21 protein-coding genes are annotated in these 17,458 nt (G+C 39.2%); 7 read left to right on the top strand and 14 right to left on the bottom strand.

Annotated features, from left to right (window positions below; genetic code table 11):
* Positions 1–91 precede the first annotated feature (91 nt).
* Together QXF67_03620 and QXF67_03625 are read left to right on the top strand one after the other, a co-directional pair.
* Positions 92–253, top strand: a complete 162-nt coding sequence (locus tag QXF67_03620) for a CxxC-x17-CxxC domain-containing protein (protein ID MEM3060592.1) — start codon at positions 92–94, stop codon at positions 251–253.
* Positions 254–385: 132 nt separating this feature from the next.
* The gene (locus QXF67_03625) at positions 386–742 is read left to right on the top strand and encodes a hypothetical protein (protein MEM3060593.1); all 357 of its coding nucleotides are present in this window, start codon (positions 386–388) and stop codon (positions 740–742) included.
* Positions 743–966: 224 nt separating this feature from the next.
* Here the strand turns inward: QXF67_03625 and QXF67_03630 are convergent, their stop codons facing one another.
* Together QXF67_03630 and QXF67_03635 are read right to left on the bottom strand one after the other, a co-directional pair.
* Positions 967–1,257 (bottom strand): 2Fe-2S iron-sulfur cluster-binding protein, encoded by a 291-nt coding sequence (locus tag QXF67_03630; GenBank protein MEM3060594.1) that lies wholly within the window; start codon positions 1,255–1,257, stop codon positions 967–969.
* Positions 1,258–1,314: 57 nt separating this feature from the next.
* Positions 1,315–2,988: a hypothetical protein gene (locus QXF67_03635; GenBank protein ID MEM3060595.1), complete on the bottom strand. Its 1,674-nt coding sequence runs from the start codon at positions 2,986–2,988 to the stop codon at positions 1,315–1,317.
* A 149-nt stretch (positions 2,989–3,137) separates the two neighbouring features.
* Here QXF67_03635 and gpmA point away from each other — a divergent pair, with 149 nt between their 5' ends.
* Together gpmA and QXF67_03645 are read left to right on the top strand one after the other, a co-directional pair.
* Positions 3,138–3,887 (top strand): 2,3-diphosphoglycerate-dependent phosphoglycerate mutase, encoded by a 750-nt coding sequence (gene gpmA / locus QXF67_03640; GenBank protein MEM3060596.1) that lies wholly within the window; start codon positions 3,138–3,140, stop codon positions 3,885–3,887.
* Positions 3,888–3,998: 111 nt separating this feature from the next.
* Positions 3,999–4,205, top strand: coding sequence for a CDGSH iron-sulfur domain-containing protein (locus tag QXF67_03645; protein ID MEM3060597.1), 207 nt, complete (start codon positions 3,999–4,001; stop codon positions 4,203–4,205).
* A 167-nt stretch (positions 4,206–4,372) separates the two neighbouring features.
* On the opposite strand, the gene QXF67_03650 is transcribed toward QXF67_03645, so the two are convergent.
* The 3 genes from QXF67_03650 to QXF67_03660 form a co-directional block, all read right to left on the bottom strand.
* Complete coding sequence (locus QXF67_03650; protein MEM3060598.1) at positions 4,373–5,188, bottom strand: thioredoxin domain-containing protein; 816 nt, start codon at positions 5,186–5,188, stop codon at positions 4,373–4,375.
* 161 nt (positions 5,189–5,349) lie between these two features.
* Positions 5,350–5,493 carry a hypothetical protein gene (locus tag QXF67_03655; GenBank protein ID MEM3060599.1) on the bottom strand — a complete coding sequence of 48 codons (144 nt, stop codon included), beginning with the start codon at positions 5,491–5,493 and terminating at the stop codon, positions 5,350–5,352.
* A complete protein-coding gene (locus QXF67_03660; protein ID MEM3060600.1) occupies positions 5,486–5,920 on the bottom strand; it encodes a hypothetical protein in 435 nt (144 codons plus the stop codon). Before QXF67_03660 ends, QXF67_03655 begins: the two co-directional genes overlap by 8 nt.
* A 69-nt stretch (positions 5,921–5,989) precedes the next feature.
* On the opposite strand from QXF67_03660, the gene QXF67_03665 reads away from it, so the two are divergent.
* Positions 5,990–6,403 carry a secondary thiamine-phosphate synthase enzyme YjbQ gene (locus QXF67_03665; protein ID MEM3060601.1) on the top strand — a complete coding sequence of 138 codons (414 nt, stop codon included), beginning with the start codon at positions 5,990–5,992 and terminating at the stop codon, positions 6,401–6,403.
* Positions 6,404–6,567: 164 nt separating this feature from the next.
* Here the strand turns inward: QXF67_03665 and QXF67_03670 are convergent, their stop codons facing one another.
* Positions 6,568–7,005, bottom strand: coding sequence for a hypothetical protein (locus QXF67_03670; GenBank protein MEM3060602.1), 438 nt, complete (start codon positions 7,003–7,005; stop codon positions 6,568–6,570).
* An 87-nt stretch (positions 7,006–7,092) separates the two neighbouring features.
* Between QXF67_03670 and QXF67_03675 the strand changes: the two genes are divergently transcribed.
* A complete protein-coding gene (locus QXF67_03675; protein MEM3060603.1) occupies positions 7,093–7,854 on the top strand; it encodes a ZIP family metal transporter in 762 nt (253 codons plus the stop codon).
* A gap of 270 nt (positions 7,855–8,124) precedes the next feature.
* Positions 8,125–9,753 carry an FAD-dependent thymidylate synthase gene (locus tag QXF67_03680; protein ID MEM3060604.1) on the top strand — a complete coding sequence of 543 codons (1,629 nt, stop codon included), beginning with the start codon at positions 8,125–8,127 and terminating at the stop codon, positions 9,751–9,753.
* Here QXF67_03680 and QXF67_03685 read toward each other — a convergent pair.
* From QXF67_03685 to QXF67_03720, 8 genes are all read right to left on the bottom strand, one after another.
* Positions 9,750–10,124, bottom strand: coding sequence for an iron-sulfur cluster assembly scaffold protein (locus tag QXF67_03685; GenBank protein ID MEM3060605.1), 375 nt, complete (start codon positions 10,122–10,124; stop codon positions 9,750–9,752). The two genes, QXF67_03680 and QXF67_03685, sit on opposite strands and share 4 nt — an antisense overlap.
* Positions 10,121–11,347, bottom strand: a complete 1,227-nt coding sequence (locus QXF67_03690; protein ID MEM3060606.1) for a SufS family cysteine desulfurase — start codon at positions 11,345–11,347, stop codon at positions 10,121–10,123. The genes QXF67_03685 and QXF67_03690 overlap by 4 nt, the downstream gene beginning before the upstream one ends.
* Positions 11,347–12,222 (bottom strand): SufD family Fe-S cluster assembly protein, encoded by an 876-nt coding sequence (locus QXF67_03695; protein MEM3060607.1) that lies wholly within the window; start codon positions 12,220–12,222, stop codon positions 11,347–11,349. Before QXF67_03695 ends, QXF67_03690 begins: the two co-directional genes overlap by 1 nt.
* Positions 12,201–12,926: a Fe-S cluster assembly ATPase SufC gene (gene sufC / locus QXF67_03700; protein ID MEM3060608.1), complete on the bottom strand. Its 726-nt coding sequence runs from the start codon at positions 12,924–12,926 to the stop codon at positions 12,201–12,203. Before sufC ends, QXF67_03695 begins: the two co-directional genes overlap by 22 nt.
* A gap of 23 nt (positions 12,927–12,949) precedes the next feature.
* The gene (gene sufB / locus QXF67_03705) at positions 12,950–14,377 is read right to left on the bottom strand and encodes a Fe-S cluster assembly protein SufB (protein ID MEM3060609.1); all 1,428 of its coding nucleotides are present in this window, start codon (positions 14,375–14,377) and stop codon (positions 12,950–12,952) included.
* A gap of 88 nt (positions 14,378–14,465) precedes the next feature.
* Positions 14,466–14,591, bottom strand: coding sequence for a hypothetical protein (locus QXF67_03710; protein ID MEM3060610.1), 126 nt, complete (start codon positions 14,589–14,591; stop codon positions 14,466–14,468).
* 53 nt (positions 14,592–14,644) lie between these two features.
* Positions 14,645–16,864, bottom strand: coding sequence for a hypothetical protein (locus QXF67_03715; GenBank protein ID MEM3060611.1), 2,220 nt, complete (start codon positions 16,862–16,864; stop codon positions 14,645–14,647).
* A gap of 331 nt (positions 16,865–17,195) precedes the next feature.
* A partial coding sequence (locus tag QXF67_03720; protein ID MEM3060612.1) for a hypothetical protein occupies positions 17,196–17,458 on the bottom strand: 263 nt, incomplete at its 5' end.

Consider the following 17,458-nt stretch of genomic DNA (forward strand, 5'->3'; position numbering starts at 1 on the left):
AAGGATGTGCTGCTTCTTTTTTGTAGCTGTTAGTAAAATAGCTGGGTGGCGGCTTTTCTTGCAGATAAATAGAATGTAGGTGAGAAAAGAAATGAATGAAGAACGTGAAGGAAGAGGAAGATTCGGAGCAGGACGGGAGATGTACAATGTAACTTGTTCTGACTGTGGGCAAGGAGCTCAAGTTCCCTTTAAGCCTACCGAAGGAAGGCCCGTATATTGCCGCGAGTGTTATAGAAAACATAGGAAATTCTAAGACTAAGAACAGAATAGTTGAATGGCTATGTTAGAGAGAACATTAGAATTTCCCTTTTTTTCTTTTTTTAACACAAGAAAAAGAATTTAAAGTTTATATAAGTTATGAATGAAACTAGGAGGTGATATTTTAATGGGAAAGGAAACCGGCATATTGGGTATTGTAGGGCCGTATTCTTATATAGTTGGTGTCATAGTTGCCCTACTTGCTGGGATAGTATCGCCTGGCAATGGAGTAATCATGTGGGTATTGGGAGTGCTAGGGTTGCTCGTTGGGTTGTTGAATGTTACTGACAAAGAAGTTCAGTTGTTTCTTACAGCAGCAATTGCATTTTTACTATCAGCCAACTCGCTCGTAGGATTGTCAGCAGTACTTCCAACACTCGGAGAGTGGATGCCAAAGGTTCTTTCTTATTTGGTTGTCTTCACGGCTCCGGCTGCTGCGATAGTTGCAATCAAGGCACTCTATGAAGTATCAAGGGATAGATAAAACAAGAGATGGTTGAAAGAAAGGAGAGATAATGGGCTTCTCCCATCTCTTTGTTGTATTTTTTTCTATTTTTTTGTTTTTTATCATTGGCCTTACGAAAAGCTATTGGAAACTAGAAAGAATATTGCGGCTGCGGTCTACAAGGAGCTTCATTTTTATGCAGTAGCTTTCTTTCGGCTTATAGGGATTTTATGATTTTAAAGTAAAAGAATTAAAAGATTAAATTATGATTCGACACTTTCTATGACTATCTTTCCTTCTTTTATAATTTTTAGCTGGCAAGCAAGTCTCTGGTTTTCGCGAGCAGAAGCCCCTTCAAGAGTCATCTTTTCATTATCTTCTTTTTCGGATAGGCATTCGGCCCCTTCCAGAACGTTACAGAGACAGGTAGTGCAAACACCTGCTCGACAGGTAAAAGGATAAAAGATTTTGTTTTTATCGGAGATTTCTGGAATCGTTGAACCTACAGCGGCTTCAACTTCCTTTTTCTGGGTTTTAAAGATTATTTTTGCCATGGAACTTTTTTAGAGCCGATTAGTTTTTATGAATTGATACTATTTTGTTGGTTAAATCTATTCTGGCCACCATACAGACCCTCTTGCGCTGTTTGAAAGGTCGCTTCCAACAATTGCCATTGGGTCCTCTTTGTTTTTGCGAAGTATTGCCTTTAAGGTATCATTTGCAAGCACAATGCCCTGCTTTGTAATATAAAAATAAAGTTTTTCTAAAAGACCGAATACTTTCTGTGGTAATGTATTGCTCTCCCTCTCTTTTGATATTTTGAGAATTCCGTCTTGCATTTGTGAGTAGATTATAGCGTCTAACCTTGCATTTGTTTCTTTTCCATCTTTTAAATCGTGGAATAGAGCAACGAGCTCTTGAGGGGAAAGTCTCTTATTAGAGTTGGGAGGAAGCCAAAGGCGAGTGTGTCCTTTCCCAAAATCGTTTATCTGTTTTAGCCAGTAGAATATTTTGCCATTAGCCAAAAAAAAGTAGAGGCGAGGTTGGCTGTGAGAGTCTGATTCGTATATCTTCTGTGTTCTAAAACGCTCTGCCATCTCCTGACAAAAGGCAAGGTTTAGTGTAGTCTTTGAAAGCTTTGTGCCATATTTGGCGCTCCATTTGTTTAATATGAGATTAACGAAGGATTCGGCTTCATTTATGTTGCTCATGCGCCGATAAAGCTCTGCATTGTTGCGACCCTCAAATGTGGATTTTACCTTGCTTTTTATCTTTTCAAAATCGACAAAATCGTAAGGATCAACTGTGGAATTAAAGAAAGCAACGGCCTGGGCGTATTTTCTCACAAGATCAAGTCCTTTTTCAACAGATATCTCGCCATAGAGAATTCTCTCCAGAAGTCCCACTTCTGGAAGTTTTGAGTCGCAGGCTGGATGGGCAACAACTATAAGAAGCCGCTTCCCATAGTTTTGGGTAAGTTCAGATAGGATTTTTTCTGCATCTTTTGTTACGTGGGTGCTTGGAGCATAATCATAGTAGCCGCCAATAAAGTATTTTTCATAGATCTCCCTTTCAAGTTGGGGAGAATTTCCAATGAGGAGTATGTGTGGCCCGTTGGGGTTGGGGTTTGGCCCGGTATGCTTTGAAGGAAGCCAAGGTTCACGAAAATAGAGAGGTAGAGTTGCTTCTATGCCTGGAAGTGCAGTTATGTTGGCTTGAGAAAGGGTTTTTTCCATCTTCAGGAATAGGATATATTTGAAGTTGTTGTGCATCGTTTGGATAAAGTAATCAGTGTGAGCAAATGCAGCATTGATTGCACAGGAACCAAATGAAGAAACGCCATCATCAAGCATCATTTTGGTGGTATTTAATAGCACTTTATCTATCTTGCCAAGATGAAAGTGCATCTGAATAAAATAAACATTTTTGGGTTTTTTTGAGCTTTCCCGCTGTACTGCTTCTACGAGGGTATCAATGAATTTTGTGCCTTTGAGGCCCATCTTCTCAGACAAAGAAATTACAGTATGTTTATATGCGAGAGCTGCAGCTTCTCTACTCTCATCTGGATTTAGAAAAAACGCCCTGAACTTATCTCCTGCCGTTTCAAGAAGTACAAAGAAATTGGAGCCGCCTTCAAGCCCTCGATTAAACATAAATCTTGCGTTGCTTGTGAAGGGTTCACCATCTACAAGCGGAAATCCTATGCGTTTCATTTCTGCTATTACGTCTCGTGTTCGAGTCGGGACTACGCTCTTTTTTATTATTGACATACGCACGGCAGACATGTTTATTTTATTGGAAAGAAATGGATATAAAGGTTTATGTTTTGATTGCTGGTAGGTTAAAGCTTTAAAGGCATGGAAGGGACTAATAAAAGAAAGTTCCTAAGCTAGCTAATAATGATTAATAAGACAATTTGATTAAGATGAAATGTATGAACCGGATAGTCTTATTACGACATGGGGAAAGTATCTGGAATAAGGAGAACAGATTTACAGGGTGGGTTGATGTTCCTCTCTCCAAAAAAGGGAGGAGAGAGGCTAGAGAGGCAGGCAGAATATTGAAAGAGAAAGGATATACGTTTGATGTTGCTTATTGTTCCGTTCTCAAGCGCGCAATAGAGACTTTGGAGATAGTGCTTGATGAATTGGGGATAGCGCCCCAGATAAAATACTCATGGAGACTAAATGAGAGACACTATGGCTCGCTGCAAGGCTTAAACAAAGCTGAGATGGCAAAAAAATTCGGAGAGGAACAAGTAATGGCTTGGAGAAGGAGTTATTCTATAAGGCCGCCTCCGCTTAGCAGGACGGAAGCTGAGAAACTCGTGAAGGCACCTCTATATGCAGGAATAAAAATGTCAGAAATACCGCGATGCGAATCTTTAAGAGACACGGTTGCAAGACTTCTCCCTTATTGGAAAAAAGAGATTGCGCCTATGATAAGAGCTGGAAAGCGGGTGTTGATTTCGGCACACGGAAACAGCATTCGAGCAGTTGTGAAATATCTTGACAGGATATCTGATAGTGAGATTGTCTCGCTTAACATACCAACAGGTATCCCTCTTGTTTATGAGCTAGACTCCAACCTAATGCCTATTAGGCATTATTACTTGGGAGATGAAGAAAAAATCAAAAAGATGATTGAAAAAATAGCCAATGCAGGGAGAGTTAAAGCCATCTGAAAAAGTAGTAGGACTGCTTAAAAAACTTTATGAAGAAAACAACATAGCAGATAAACTGAGATAACTCGCAAATAGATAGATAGCTTCAAATAATAAAAGGAGGTGTTTTTTGTGAGTAGGGTAGTAAGAAAAGAAGAATATGGTCCAATAGAAATCAAAGTTGGAGGAGAGTCAAGATGGATTTGTATGTGTGGACTGTCAAAAAATGGACCGTTCTGTGATGGGTCACACCAAAAAACCAAAGGCGAAGAGGAAGGGGTGTTGTACGAGTATATGCCTGATGGTAGGAGAAGGAAAGTAAAGATACAGCCTATTTGATGTTCTATTTGAATTTGATTATTACTGACTTAATTTATCTCTCAAATTTACGGCTCTTTGAGGCCAGTTCAAAACCTTGTTTGTGGTAGAACCAAAAACGCTATGAGCGGAAACGGCCCAAAAATGAAAAGAGGGAAATAGAAGGGTCGGCTTGTTGGCTTGTTTTTTCATGACCCCAGACTTTCTTTTATGGCAGAGTCAAATGTTTCGTAAGGATAAGCTCCACTTATTATTTTACCATTTATAATAAAGCCTGGAGTGCCAAAGATGCCTAAGCTTTGACCTAATGCTGCATTTTCGTTTATATAAGAGTCATATTTGTTTGAGGAAAAACAGCTATTGAAGGCAGAGACGTTTAGGCCCGGAAGTTTTGAAATCCATTCCTTTAGTTGCTCTTCACTATATTGCACGGTTGAGCCGCCTGTTCCTTGTCCAGTGAAAATTGCATCATGCGCTTCCCAGTACTTTCCTTGTTCTCCTGCACACCTAGCTGCCTTTGCGGATGGAAAAGCTGCTGGATGGAATGATAAGGGATAATCAAAAAATGCTAAAAGAACCTTTCCTGTATCGATATAATTTTTCTTTATATCAGGATAAACAAAGTTGAAGTGTCTTCTGCAAAATGGACACTGATAATCTGAAAACTCAAACATTATGACTTTTGCGTCTTTGCTGCCAAGTGTTGCTGCTGCCTTTGGAAGAAGAGATTTCATTGCGTCATAGGTTAAAACAACCCCCTGTCCTGAAGGGGGGGTAGAGTCAGTTGGTTGTTGAGGAACTTTTGGTAAATTGTCAGACGGGCTTGGAGCCTGTTTTGAATCTGATGGGGGTGGGCTACTTGCAGAACTTATACGTATTTTTGCAAGCTCGTTTGATATGTTTGTTCCTGAATAAACAAGTGAAAGAGATATTAAGATAGCTCCAAGGACGATAGAGGCAGCAAGAATTGCGTGTGCTCCTTGGAGGATGTTTGATTCGGTCAAGATATCACCCCTCTATGAATGCGATACGGGAATTTTATATGCAAACAAATAAAAACCTTTTAACAAAAGGGCAACATACGTTGCTTATTATACCCTTATTATACCATTAATTAAGTATAAAATTGGAGAGAAAAAGAGGTCTCCATCTAAAGATTTTCTTCTTAAGAAATGAAGAGGTACTGTGTGCGTGAAAGCTTTTGAGCAAGCTCGAGTTGCCTTTTAGTTTTCTTTCCTCCATAGAAAAGTCTCTCAAGCCCTACCCAAACTGAAAACCATCCAAACGGAATAAGAAGTACTTCAACCACTTCTGAAAATTCTGAAGATGGAGGAACCTTTTTTAAAATCGAGCTGGAGTAATATCACCAAAAGTCCGCATAGAATGAGGAGAAAGCCGGTTTGTTTTTGCTTTTTATCTTCGCGAAAGAGTTTGAGCATCCTAAGACGAAAGTATCCTTGCAGTCTTTTTATTATCTGCTCCTCAAATTTTTCTTTTAGTCTCTCTTTTGGAAGGTAGAACCTTACCTCTATTTTACCTCCTGCACCCTCAAAGATTCTTCTTTCAAGCTCTTTTAGAAAATCTGCAGATATTTGGCGTCCAGGAAAAAGATGGGGATCAAAATCCAAGAGGGTGTCATCATAACTATTAAGAGCTATACGTATATCTCGGACTTCGACTACAGATTCATATGGTCTTTGTTCCTGAAGCTTCTCTTTTTTTCTCCAATCATACAATTTTTCTTAACTCATACAGTAACATTTATAGAAAGAAAATTTAAATAGCTAAAAACCACAGATTAGCTTGTGAAGTCTTACACGAAATACCTCTGGATGGATACACGCAAGAGGATAGAATTCGTAAATATACATCGAGACGTAGAGGAGGCCATAACCGAATCTGGAGTAAAAGAAGGTCTTGTTCTTGTAAATGCGATGCATATAACAGCTTCAGTTTATATCAACGATGCAGAGCATGGCCTACTTCATGATTATGAGGAATGGCTTAAGAGACTTGTACCAATGGATATTGAATATAGGCATAACCTCACTGGGGAGGATAATGCGTATGCTCATTTGATGAGAACAATAATGGGAAGGGAAGTTGTTGTTGCAATCACAAATGGAAAGATGGACCTTGGGCCATGGGAACGGATTTATTATGCTGAATTTGATGGGCAGAGAAAAAAGCGAGTAATGATAAAGATTATTGGTGAATGAGTGGTTGAGGATTATCAGGGATAGAGTTGGAGAACGCATTTTCTGTATGACGGTAAGTGAATGAATGACCTCTAAGTTTTGGTATAGGATAAGAGTAGCGTAGGATGTTTAACAAAGAGGCACATGACTAAAAGTCGCTATATCGGCTTAGCTTGGGAGCATAATTAACCAGGTTGGGATTTCTTGGGGCAACTTTCACTATAGTCTTGAAGGAGTTCTTTATATCTGAGACAATCATCTGCGACCGTTATTGTATCATAGAGACACTGGGCTTTTTGAGGACCGTAAACTATGTTGATACAAATGGCAGGAGAGTTTAGTTCTGTTGCTTTTAAGTAATAGCACGTATCCCTCTTATCTGAAATTTCGCACTCTTCGATTTTGGATGGAGAGGGAAGCTGCAGTTCCTCAGTTTGGGTGCTTTTAGGCTCGCCGCTAATATCACTACTCTGGGAAGTGGACGAAGTTTGTGAGGGGGGATTGTTGCTTGGCCCTCCTTCAGTTGCCGTCGACTGCGTCTGGAGCGATGTTTGTTGATTTATGCACCCAATGATTAGTAAAAGGAAAAAGGTGGAAAAAACAAAAAGTTCACCGTTCTTCATTGTAGGCTACCCCTGTAAAGGACTTCATCGTATTAATGTTTGAGACGGTTGCTTTAATAAGCTTTTTCGTTGTAGCTTTGGGATGTTATGGAAAGCTTCCTTTATGCTGTTGCATCTGCTCTTTTAATTAGTGTGCTTTCGTTTTTAGGGGCGTTTTTTTTGCTTTCAAAAAAACGGAGAGATAAAGGGCTTATATTGATGATGGTAGCTTTTGCGTCTGGCTCAATGCTTGGTGCATCTTTTTTTGACCTCATACCTGAAGCTTTTGAGGAAGTAGGAACTTTCTCGACCTATTTCATTTTTTTTGGCATAATTATTTTTTTGCTACTTGAGTCGTATGTTCATTGGCATCACTGCACAATTGAAGAATGCGGTATTTACAGTAAAAAATCAATGGGATATATGAATTTAATAGCTGACGGCATACACAATTTTATTGATGGAGTTATTATTGCATCTGCTTATCAAATAGATATTGGAAGCGGAATAGTTGCAACTATAGCGATTGCATTGCATGAGATACCACAGGAAGCAGGCGATTTTGCCGTGTTGATCCATGCGGGCTTTGGGAGATCGCAGGCTTTGATTTACAATTTTGTATCTGCAATACTTGCATTGGTAGGAACTTTTTTTGGATTTTTGTTTTTATCTTTGTTTGAATACCTTATTCCTTATTTTGCATCAGTTGCGGCAGGAGGATTCATTTATATCGCAACGGCTGATTTGTTTCCTGAAATTTCAAAGCATATTTCAAAGCATCGAAACATAAAGCGGCTCTCGTTACAGATTATATCCCTTTTTCTTGGGTCTGGGATTATTTTTATGGTAGTTAATTTTGTTGGCAGGTAAGTATGAATAAGATTAAAGAAGCTGGCTTGTAGAAGGAAGGGAGGTATAATTGGATGGCTGCTCTGGGGAGCGATACTCTACTCATGTTCAACATGCATCCTCGGAAACGGACTTCTTGTTTTGGATGGGATTAAAGAGAAGCTTAAATAAAAACATGAAACAAAAAGAAAACTAGTTTTAGGACTCAGTATTAAAAGGGATAAGATCTTTATCTGAGTATGTAAGTTTTATTATGAAGCTGATAAGTCGATTTGAGAGGTAGTTTAGTACATGGAAAGATTCAGCGAAGAAGAAATGGAGCTTCTGTCTAGGTATTGTACTAACATTGATGGAAATATTTTCGCACTGATTAATCTCCCTCAAACAGTGTGCGGTGCTTTGTTTTCAAGGTATTCGCGCTCGCCAAAATCTCTTCGCCGAGTACTCCTAGAAGAGTTTATTCAAAAACCAGAAAGCGAATTTAAGGAGATAGTTGGCGATGTAAACGCAACAGATAATCAGATTATTGCAACAAAGAAAGCAGAAGAGTTTTATGAGAGAGTGCTGGTAGGGTATGGAGACGATTCTGTGGCTGAATTAGGAGGAGCTCATATCGCATGCGAAAATATTTCAAATATCGCAACAAAGTTTTTGCAGGATTCGAGAATTGGAATATCCCCTCTTGAAAAATCGACCAGATATGTGTATTTTGACCACAAGGACGAGAATGGACAATACGGCTTTTATAGGGATAAAAAAATAATGGAAAGCCGATTTGCTGATGAGTACGTTCAAGTTTGCAATAATTTGTTTGAGTTATATTCGTCCCTCATTGAGCCGATGAGTAAATATATTATGGAAAAACACCCTCCTCCGGAGGGATTAAGCGAAAGAGCTTATGCTTCAACTGTACGAGCAAAAGTGTGTGATGTTTTGAGAGGGATCCTACCTGCTTCTACGCTCACGAATGTAGGCCTATATGGAAATGGAAGGGCATTTGAGTATCTACTTACAAAAGCTTACTCAAGCCCACTTGGGGAAATAAGAGAAATCGGAGCAAAGATGTATGAGGAACTTAGAAAGGTTATTCCTTCTTTTGTAAAGAGAGCGACCGACAAGTATGGGGTTGCTTATCAGGAATATCTCAAAGAAAGTGCCAATGATACTGCAAAGGAGGTTTTGTCCTTATTAAAAAGATATGAAGGAAAGTTTGGAAGCGAAGCCGAAAAAGATGATGTAGTCTTGGTTGACTATGATAGGGATGCAGAAGACAAGATAATCACAGCAATAATTTTTCCTCACGCTAATAGCGGACTTGATAGGATAATGGAGAAAGTTAAGAAACTAAGTCCTGATGAAAAAAGAAGGATAATAGAAGCTTATGTAGGAAAAAGAAAAAATCGTAGGCATAAACCTGGAAGGGCATTTGAACACGTGTATTATACATTTTCGCTTCTTGGAAATTTTGGGATGTACAGAGACCTCCACAGACATAGAATTCTTACGCAAGAACGCCAACTTCTAACTACAAAACATGGCTTTGATATGCCGCCTGAGATAGTTGAGATTGGGCGGGAGAAGGAAGTAAGCGAGGCTATTGGATTGGCATCTGAACTTTTTGAAAAAATGGAGAAAAGCAACCCTCTCGAAGCTCAATATGTCGTGCCTCTCGGCTGTAGGGTTCGCTGGTATATAAAGATGAATCTTAGAGAAGCATTCCATTTTGTTGAGTTGCGGTCAATGATGCAGGGGCATCGAGACTATCGGCGTGTAGCACAAAAAATCTACTTAAAGATAGGCGAAGTACACCCTTATCTTGCATCATATATGAGGTTTGTGGATATGGAAGAGCACCCCCTTGAAAGGCTTGAAGCTGAAAAAAGGATAGATAAGAAGATGGAGAAGCTAAAAGGGAATTAATTCTTCCTTTTGACTGCTCGTTTAAGGGTGTCGAGTGCAAGTAACGCGCATTTTAAACGGGCAGCGGTTGGTACAAATCCTATGTTTTTAAAGAGGTCATCCCCACTAAATGATATAATCTCGTCTATTGTCTTGCCAATAGCAATGGAGCAAAGGATATCAGCACATGCTATAGAAATTGCACATCCGCCGCCTTCAAACTTTATATCTTTTACTTTACCTTTACTTAATTTAGCACTTATTTCTATATAGTCTCCACAGAGATAGTTGGAACTTGCAGATCTGGCATTTGCATCTTTCATCTTTCCCCTGTATTTTGGGTTTTTATAGTGTTCAAGGATTATATCTTTGTATATGTGAGTGTGAGTCACTTGAAAACCTCCTTTGCTTTTTCTAACCCATCAATAAGAGCAGTTACATCGCTTTTGGTATTATATAGATAGAAACTTATGCGCGCTGTGGAGGTGAGACCTAGAGACTCGTGAAGTGGCATTGCACAGTGATGACCTGCACGAATGCAGATATTTTGGTCATTTAAAAAAGTGGCTAGATCGTGTGGATGGATACCCTCAACGTTAAAGGGGATTACTCCGACTCTATGGTGTAATTTACTGCCATAAAGATGCACATTATTTATTTCTTCTAATCGTTTAATTGCGTATTTAACAAGTTCTAGTTCATGTTTATGCACTCGATCCATACCTATTTTTTTGAGGTATTCCACTGCGACTCCAAAGGATATTGCTTCACCTATTGGAGGGGTTCCTGCTTCAAATTTTGCAGGAGGGGAAGCAAATTGTGTAAATGAAAGCCTCACTTCGTTTATTGCTCCTCCACCTCCAAACACGGGCTTTAAGAAATCAAGATGTTCTTTTTTGATGTAGAGGATCCCTAATCCGGTTGGGCCAAGCATTTTGTGAGCAGAAAACGCTAGAAAATCGGGGTCTATGTCACGTACGTTTATTTTGATATGTGGAGCTGACTGAGCGGCATCAATAATTGTTACAGCTCCAACTTCTTTAGCCATTTTCACCATCTGTTTAGCAGGGTTGATAGTTCCAAGGACATTGGATGCTTGAGTAAATGATACAATTGAGGGATTTTTTGCAATAAGTTCTGAATAGTGATTAAGGTCTAGCGCTCCATCGATATTTATATTGACCCAATCAAAAAGGATATTTTTTCCTTCCAGCTTTAATAGATGCCAGGGAACTATAGAGCTGTGATGTTCCATTTTTGTGAGGAGAACCCTTACTCTTTTTGATTTAATAAGTTGAAGAGATAGCCTTGAAGCTATATTTAGTGATTCGGTGGCATTCTTTGTAAATATTATTTCTTCAGTATCTGCATTTAGCATTTGTGCGACTTTGAATCTTGCTTTTTCGTATTCTTCGGTAGCTTTCTCACTTATTGAGTAGATTCCCCGATGGATATTTGCGTTATATGACGAGTAGTACTCGTTTAATTTTGAGATAACTTCTTTGGGCTTCTGGGTTGTTGCTGCATTATCCAGATAGACCAGGGGCTTTCCGTTAATCTTCTTCGTCAGAAGAGGGAAGTCTTTTTTAATTTGAGCACTGTCAAGAAGGACCATTAGAACACCTTATAAAGGATTTCTTTGTGCACACCTATAACTTCACTTATGAAGCCATTAAGTAAGATTTTTTTTGCTTTTTGGAGAGGGATACCGCGGCTTTGAAGATAAAAAAGCTCCTCTTTTTCTATTTCCTTTACAACTGCTCCATGCGCTGCCACAACTTGATTATTGTAGACTTCAAGAATCGGTTTTACTTCAGCGTAACAGTCATGTCCTTCTTTTAGGACTTTTGCTCTTATTGCCATGTCGCTTCCTGAAGCTTCTTCTTTTATCTTTGCATTTACAGTGCAAAAAGACTTAGATGTTGAAAAAACAACATTTCTACTTTCAAAATAGAACCTTCCCCCTTCTTTACATATGACACCCATAGTTTTCTCAGAATAGGTACTTCCTGGTGATGCTGCAGATAGCTGATTAAGAGAAAGTTCCGCGCCTTTATTTATTGAACATTCTGTACTTACATTAACATCCTTACCTCCGAAACTCCCCTGCATGCAAGTTATTTTGGCTAGGTCAGAAATTAGAAAGTGACGATTAATGGATGCCTTCGCTGAAGTCTCAAACAGGATAAATGCTGAAAAATCCATCTTAGCGCCCTCTTCCGCAATTATTATTGTTTTTTCAGAATAACTTTCAAGTTTGCTTGCTTCTAGACCCCCTTCAAGATAAAGTCTTGCACTTGCATCTTTTTTTAGCAATATTAGGTTCTGACTTTGATTATTTAAATTGAGCTTGATTTCTTTTTCTAGCTTAAAATTTGGAGGAACTTCAAGAAATATGCCCTTTCCTCCACCAGCCAAACCATACTTTTCTAATAGGCTATATGGGGCTGCGGAGAGAGGAAGAAAGGCTATGCCTTTTTCTTGAGCCATGTATAGCCCTCCCGTTGTATCTTTTTTATCAGCGGCTTGGTTCCTTCTGCTACTATTTTTCCGTCAATCATAACATAAACTTTGTCTGGAAGAAGAAGATCTATAATTTTTTCATGGTGAGTAATTACAAGCAGACCTGTTCCTTTTTTCCTTTGAAGATGAAGTATTTTACTTATTGTTCTTACACCGTCAACATCCAGGCCTGAATCAGGCTCATCCAAGATTGCGATTTTTGGGTTTCGTATTATAAGTTGCAATATTTCTGACTTTTTTCTCTCACCGCCTGAGAAGCCTTGGTTTAGGTATCTCTCGGCGAAGTTCCGTTCCAAACCAAGCGAAATTAGGAGGCGTTCAACTTTACTTTTGAAATCTAGAAAACTTCCGCTTTCCCCCGAGATTTCTTTTAGATAAGAAAGAAGTGAAACTCCGCTTATTTCTGGAGGTGACTGAAAGCCAAGAAAGATTCCAAGATTCGCCCGTTTGTCAGCATCCATAGAGACTATGTTTTTGCCATCAAAAAGAATCTTTCCTCTTCTCACTATATAAGACGGATGTCCCGCTATCGCATACGCAAGAGAGGATTTACCGCTTCCATTTGGACCGGCGAGGACCACTATATTATTTGAACGTATTTCTAAGTTTGCATCAATCACTACTTTTTTATTTTCTATCTCCACGGTTAGATCCTTAACTGTTAGTTGCAATTTACTCACCTAAAAAGGATGCTTCACCCAATACTGCTTTTCATTTCCAGAGATATGAGGCGGTTTAGCTCAACTGCGTATTCAAGAGGTAGCTCTTTGAGGACTGGTTCTACAAATCCCATAACAAGCATTTCACGAGCTCGCTCTTTAGATATTCCTCGTGACTGTAAGTAGAAGAGCCTGATCTCATCTAATCTACCTGCTGTTGCTTCGTGAACTATCTTTGCCCCCTGTGTTTCATCTTTGATGGTTGGGTATGTTGAGGATTTGGAGATATCATCAAGGATGATGGCATCACATTTAACATCTACTCGTGAGTTGTGTGCATTCTTGCCTATCTTTACAAGACCTCTATATATGCTATGCCCTCCATTGAGTGAAATGCTCTTTGCATCTATCTTGGAAGAGGTATTTTTACCAATGTGAATAACCTTTGCTCCGCCCTCTTTTATGGTTCCTTCTCCTGCAAGTGCTATGTTAAGATGTTCTGCTCTGGAGTTATCTCCAACTAACACCGAACAAGGATACAGCATTGTCGCCTTGCTTCCCATGGAACCCCCAACCCAAGTGATGCGACCGTTTTTTTGAACGATTGCACGTTTTGTGTTGAGGTTGTAAACATTTTTACTCCAGTTTTGAACGGTCGTATAGCGTACATTTGAGTTTTCACCGACAAAAATCTCTACAACAGCACTGTGGAGTGAGTCCTTATCGTAGATAGGTGCCGTGCAACCTTCAACATAGTGTACGTTTGTATCTTTTTCAGCAATGATGAGGGTATGTTCAAATTGGCCTTCTCTGATTTCATTCATCCTAAAATATGTTTGAAGGGGCATATCTATTTTAACTCCACTTGGTATGTATGCAAAGCTGCCGCCACTCCAAACAGCATAATGAAGTGAGCTAAATTTGTTGTCATTAAGGGGGACACACTTTCCAAAATATTTTTGTAAAAGATTAGGATATTTTTGAACTGCAGTATCCATATCGCAAAAAATTACACCTTTCTCTTCAAGTTCTTTGCGTAAGTGTGAGTAAATTCCTTCGCTTTCAAATTGAGCTACTGAACCGGCAAGATATTTTCTTTCGGCTTCTGGAACACCTATTTTTTCAAAAGTCTCCTTTATTTCTGGAGGCACCTCATCCCATGAAGTAGCTTTTTTATCTTCGGGACGAATGTAATAGCGTATGTTTTCAAATTCCAGTTGCGTAAGGTCAACGAGGCTCCAGTGGGGAAGAGGTCTTGAAATGAAGCTTCGATATGCTTCGAGACGTATCTGAAGCATCCACGAAGGTTCATTTTTTATATTTGAAATTTGTTTAACTATCTCTTCACTTAACCCTAGATCTGCTTCAAATTTTGGTTTTATTTTTGTCGAGAATCGGTGTAGGCGCTCCAGAGAAGAGTGAACTGAATGCACAACTTCTGATTCATTGTTTTCTGTTTTCATTTGTATTATGAAACGTAGTTCATAATTAAAAACTAATCGGTATCATAAATGAGAAAGGGAGGGGACCTACCCCATGGATGTTAATGGCTTATTTTGTCTCCTTGATGCGGTTTATAGGATCAATGGTCACTACTCCAAAACTATTTGCAAAGACAGCCATGCCGCTTACGATTGCAGTTAAATAGGCAAGAGCTGTTCCTTTTTCGTTGCTCATCTTAATGTATTTTGGAACTAGATTTTTAAATAATATGCAAGATGCATCGATTGTTATGGCCTTGTTTGGGCGTTCTGCAAGTTTACATACCGAAGTAAGAGTTCCCCCTCGCTTGAGAAGGTGAGTGTATGGACATCTCCTCCATACTTTGAAATTTTGCTTTCATTGTCTGTTTTTATCTTTTGAAATTCGGTGGGTTTGTCTATTCCAAGGAATATTTCAACAAGAGCATTTGTAACTTGCCCTCTTCCTGTTGAAGTATTTGCAACAAATGAAAGATTGGTGTTTTGATTGCTCATGATATATTCTGCAGTTGAACCTGCGCTGCCACAGCTACCAGGAATGAAAAGAATGTTTACTTGTTTATTTCCAAAGATGTTGTAAGGGAAGCTTTCAAGCAAGCTGAATGAATGCCCTCTAAATGTTAGTATGAGGTTATCCAGTTCATCAATTTTGCGTTTGATAAAGTCTTGATTGTTTTGAGGGGATTCGCCCATATATAGGATTACTCTTTTTTTATTCTTTTCATAAATCAATTCTCCCTCATTTCCTTTCTTTGGCCTGCCAAAAAGATTTTCGAAAAAGGTTTGGCTTAAAGGCCAATGGTCCTTTCCAACGTCCTCATTCTTAAAGATCTGCACACAGGTTATGTATCCATCTTTACCCTTGTATTGTTCCGGATAATAGGTAGTAAGCTTCTGGAGACTAGTTATTTTACCTTTATTTTCATCTGATACGTGTTTTGTAGATGGATCAACCATTACAAGCAGATATTCAATGGAAGATATAAGAGATTTGGAATCGTTTCTTCGTGCATTTTCAAGTGTCCGTGTAAGATGTCTGACGGTTTCGTCTTTAGAGATTAGAGAGGAGCGCAGAAGGACGTTGATGGCGTTTGCAAGCACAAAGAAATAGATGCTATCAAACTCGTTTCTGTCAAGAGGGGATAGGAGAGCTTTTCTGGCCTCATCAACCTCCTTATCTTGAAGTATTGAATTTTCTCTGCCATAGATTCTATCGTAAGTGATTGCTCTGAAAAGTAAGTTTCTTCCAATAGCAGAATCAAGACCAATTCCTCCAAATTCATTTAGAAGAACTGAAACTGGTTTGTTATTCAAGTCCTTCTTCAGCCTATCAAAAAGGAGATGATTTGTTGAAGTGTAGAAAAGTTGTGGGTCTGAGCATAGTAGAGAGAGGATGGTTTCTGTGCTTTGAGAGTTAATTAGGTTCATTCTCTCTCTTTCTCTGTCATGTAGGTCATCAATACGTCTGCCTAATTCTATAGTTTCAGGTAAAAAAGTTTTTAGTTGAAATACCAATTGGTTGAGGAGTATTTTGTCACTCAAAAAGAGGAGAGTAGCGTCTTTCAAATATTTTGGTAGGGATGGTTCATCTGAAAGGCTCATGAAAATTAAAACTGCGCTTTTACCTGTGGCTTGGGCTATTGAGACAAATTTATCAGGGTATTTTGCAAAAAGGGTTGCAACTGTGGGATTTGAGAGTACTTCGAAGGCCCAAGCTCCGTATTTACCTGTGGCTTGGGCTATTGAGACAAATTTATCAGGGTATTTTTCAAAAAGGGTTGCAACTTTGTCATTTAAGAGTGCTTCGAAGGCTCTATATGCGTCTTCACCTGTGGCTTGGGCTATTGAGACAAATTTATCAGGGTATTTTGCAAAAAGGGTGGCAACTTTGTCATTTAAGAGTGCTTCGAAGGCGCTATATGCGTATTTACCTGTAACTTTGGTTATCTCTTTGAACTTTTCTATGATTAGATTTGGATTTTGGGAAAACATCTCTGCAAGAGTGGGATTTGAGAGTGCTTCGAAGGCCCAACCTCCGTATTCACCTGTGGCTTGGGCTATTGAGACAAATTTATCAGGGTATTTTGCAAAAAGGGTTGCAACTTTGTCATTTAAGAGTGCTTTGAAGGCTTTAAATGCGTATACATCTGTGGCTTGGGCTATTGAGACAAATTTATCAGGGTATTTTGCAAAAAGGGTTGCAACTGTGGGATTTGAGAGTGCTTTGAAGGCTTTAAATGCGTATACATCTGTGGCTTGGGCTATCTTATCTAAGTCTTCTTTTATTTTCTTCCATGTTATGCCACGAAATTCATTAATGTTTGGAAGTAATGCTTCTGCCACTGCTTTGGCCTCATCTTCTCTCAGGCCATGGCCTCTAAAATAGTTGAACATTTCATCATAAACCTTGTTTTGACTCTCTTGATGAACCGGTTGGAGGGTATGAATGGATATTTGGAATATGAACATCGCATCAGCTTTTAGTAATTATTTGTAAAATACTTATGTATTTTCATTAGGTTAAGAATAGAAAATGTTTAAAATGCTAAAGAAATCGTGCTCTGAACTGCGCCTGAAGGCGCCGAGAAGAAAGCTCTGCAGGGAACACTTTATTATAACCGTAAGATGGATAGCGATGAGCTTTTTCTGTAGGAAGCGAACTGTTTTGGAGGGAAATTGAATCATCTTTAAAAAGAGGATTTCCAAAAACCAAGATACGGCGTGGTTTGTGCATCGTCAAAACAGGCTGATTCAAATCTCTGCGAAAGTGGAAAGGGCTTTGAAGGCCGCCCATGCGTTTTTACCTGTGGCTTGGGGCTGGGGCTAGCTCCTTGAAGTTTCTTATAGCTTGCTCTGGATCTTTGGAAAACATCTCTGCGATAGTGGGATTGGAAAGGGAACTGAAGGCCCAACCTGCGTTTTCACCTGTGGCTTGGGCTATTTGGACAAATTCACCTGTGTATTTTTCAAAAAGGGAAGCGACTTTGTCATCTGAAAGGGCTTTGAAGGCCGCCCATGCGTTTTTACCTGCGGCTTGGGCTATTTTGACAAATGCATCTGGGT

This window comes from Candidatus Anstonellales archaeon (assembly GCA_038869735.1).
In the GTDB taxonomy this organism is placed as follows: Archaea; Micrarchaeota; Micrarchaeia; order Anstonellales; family CG1-02-47-40; genus JAWCQO01.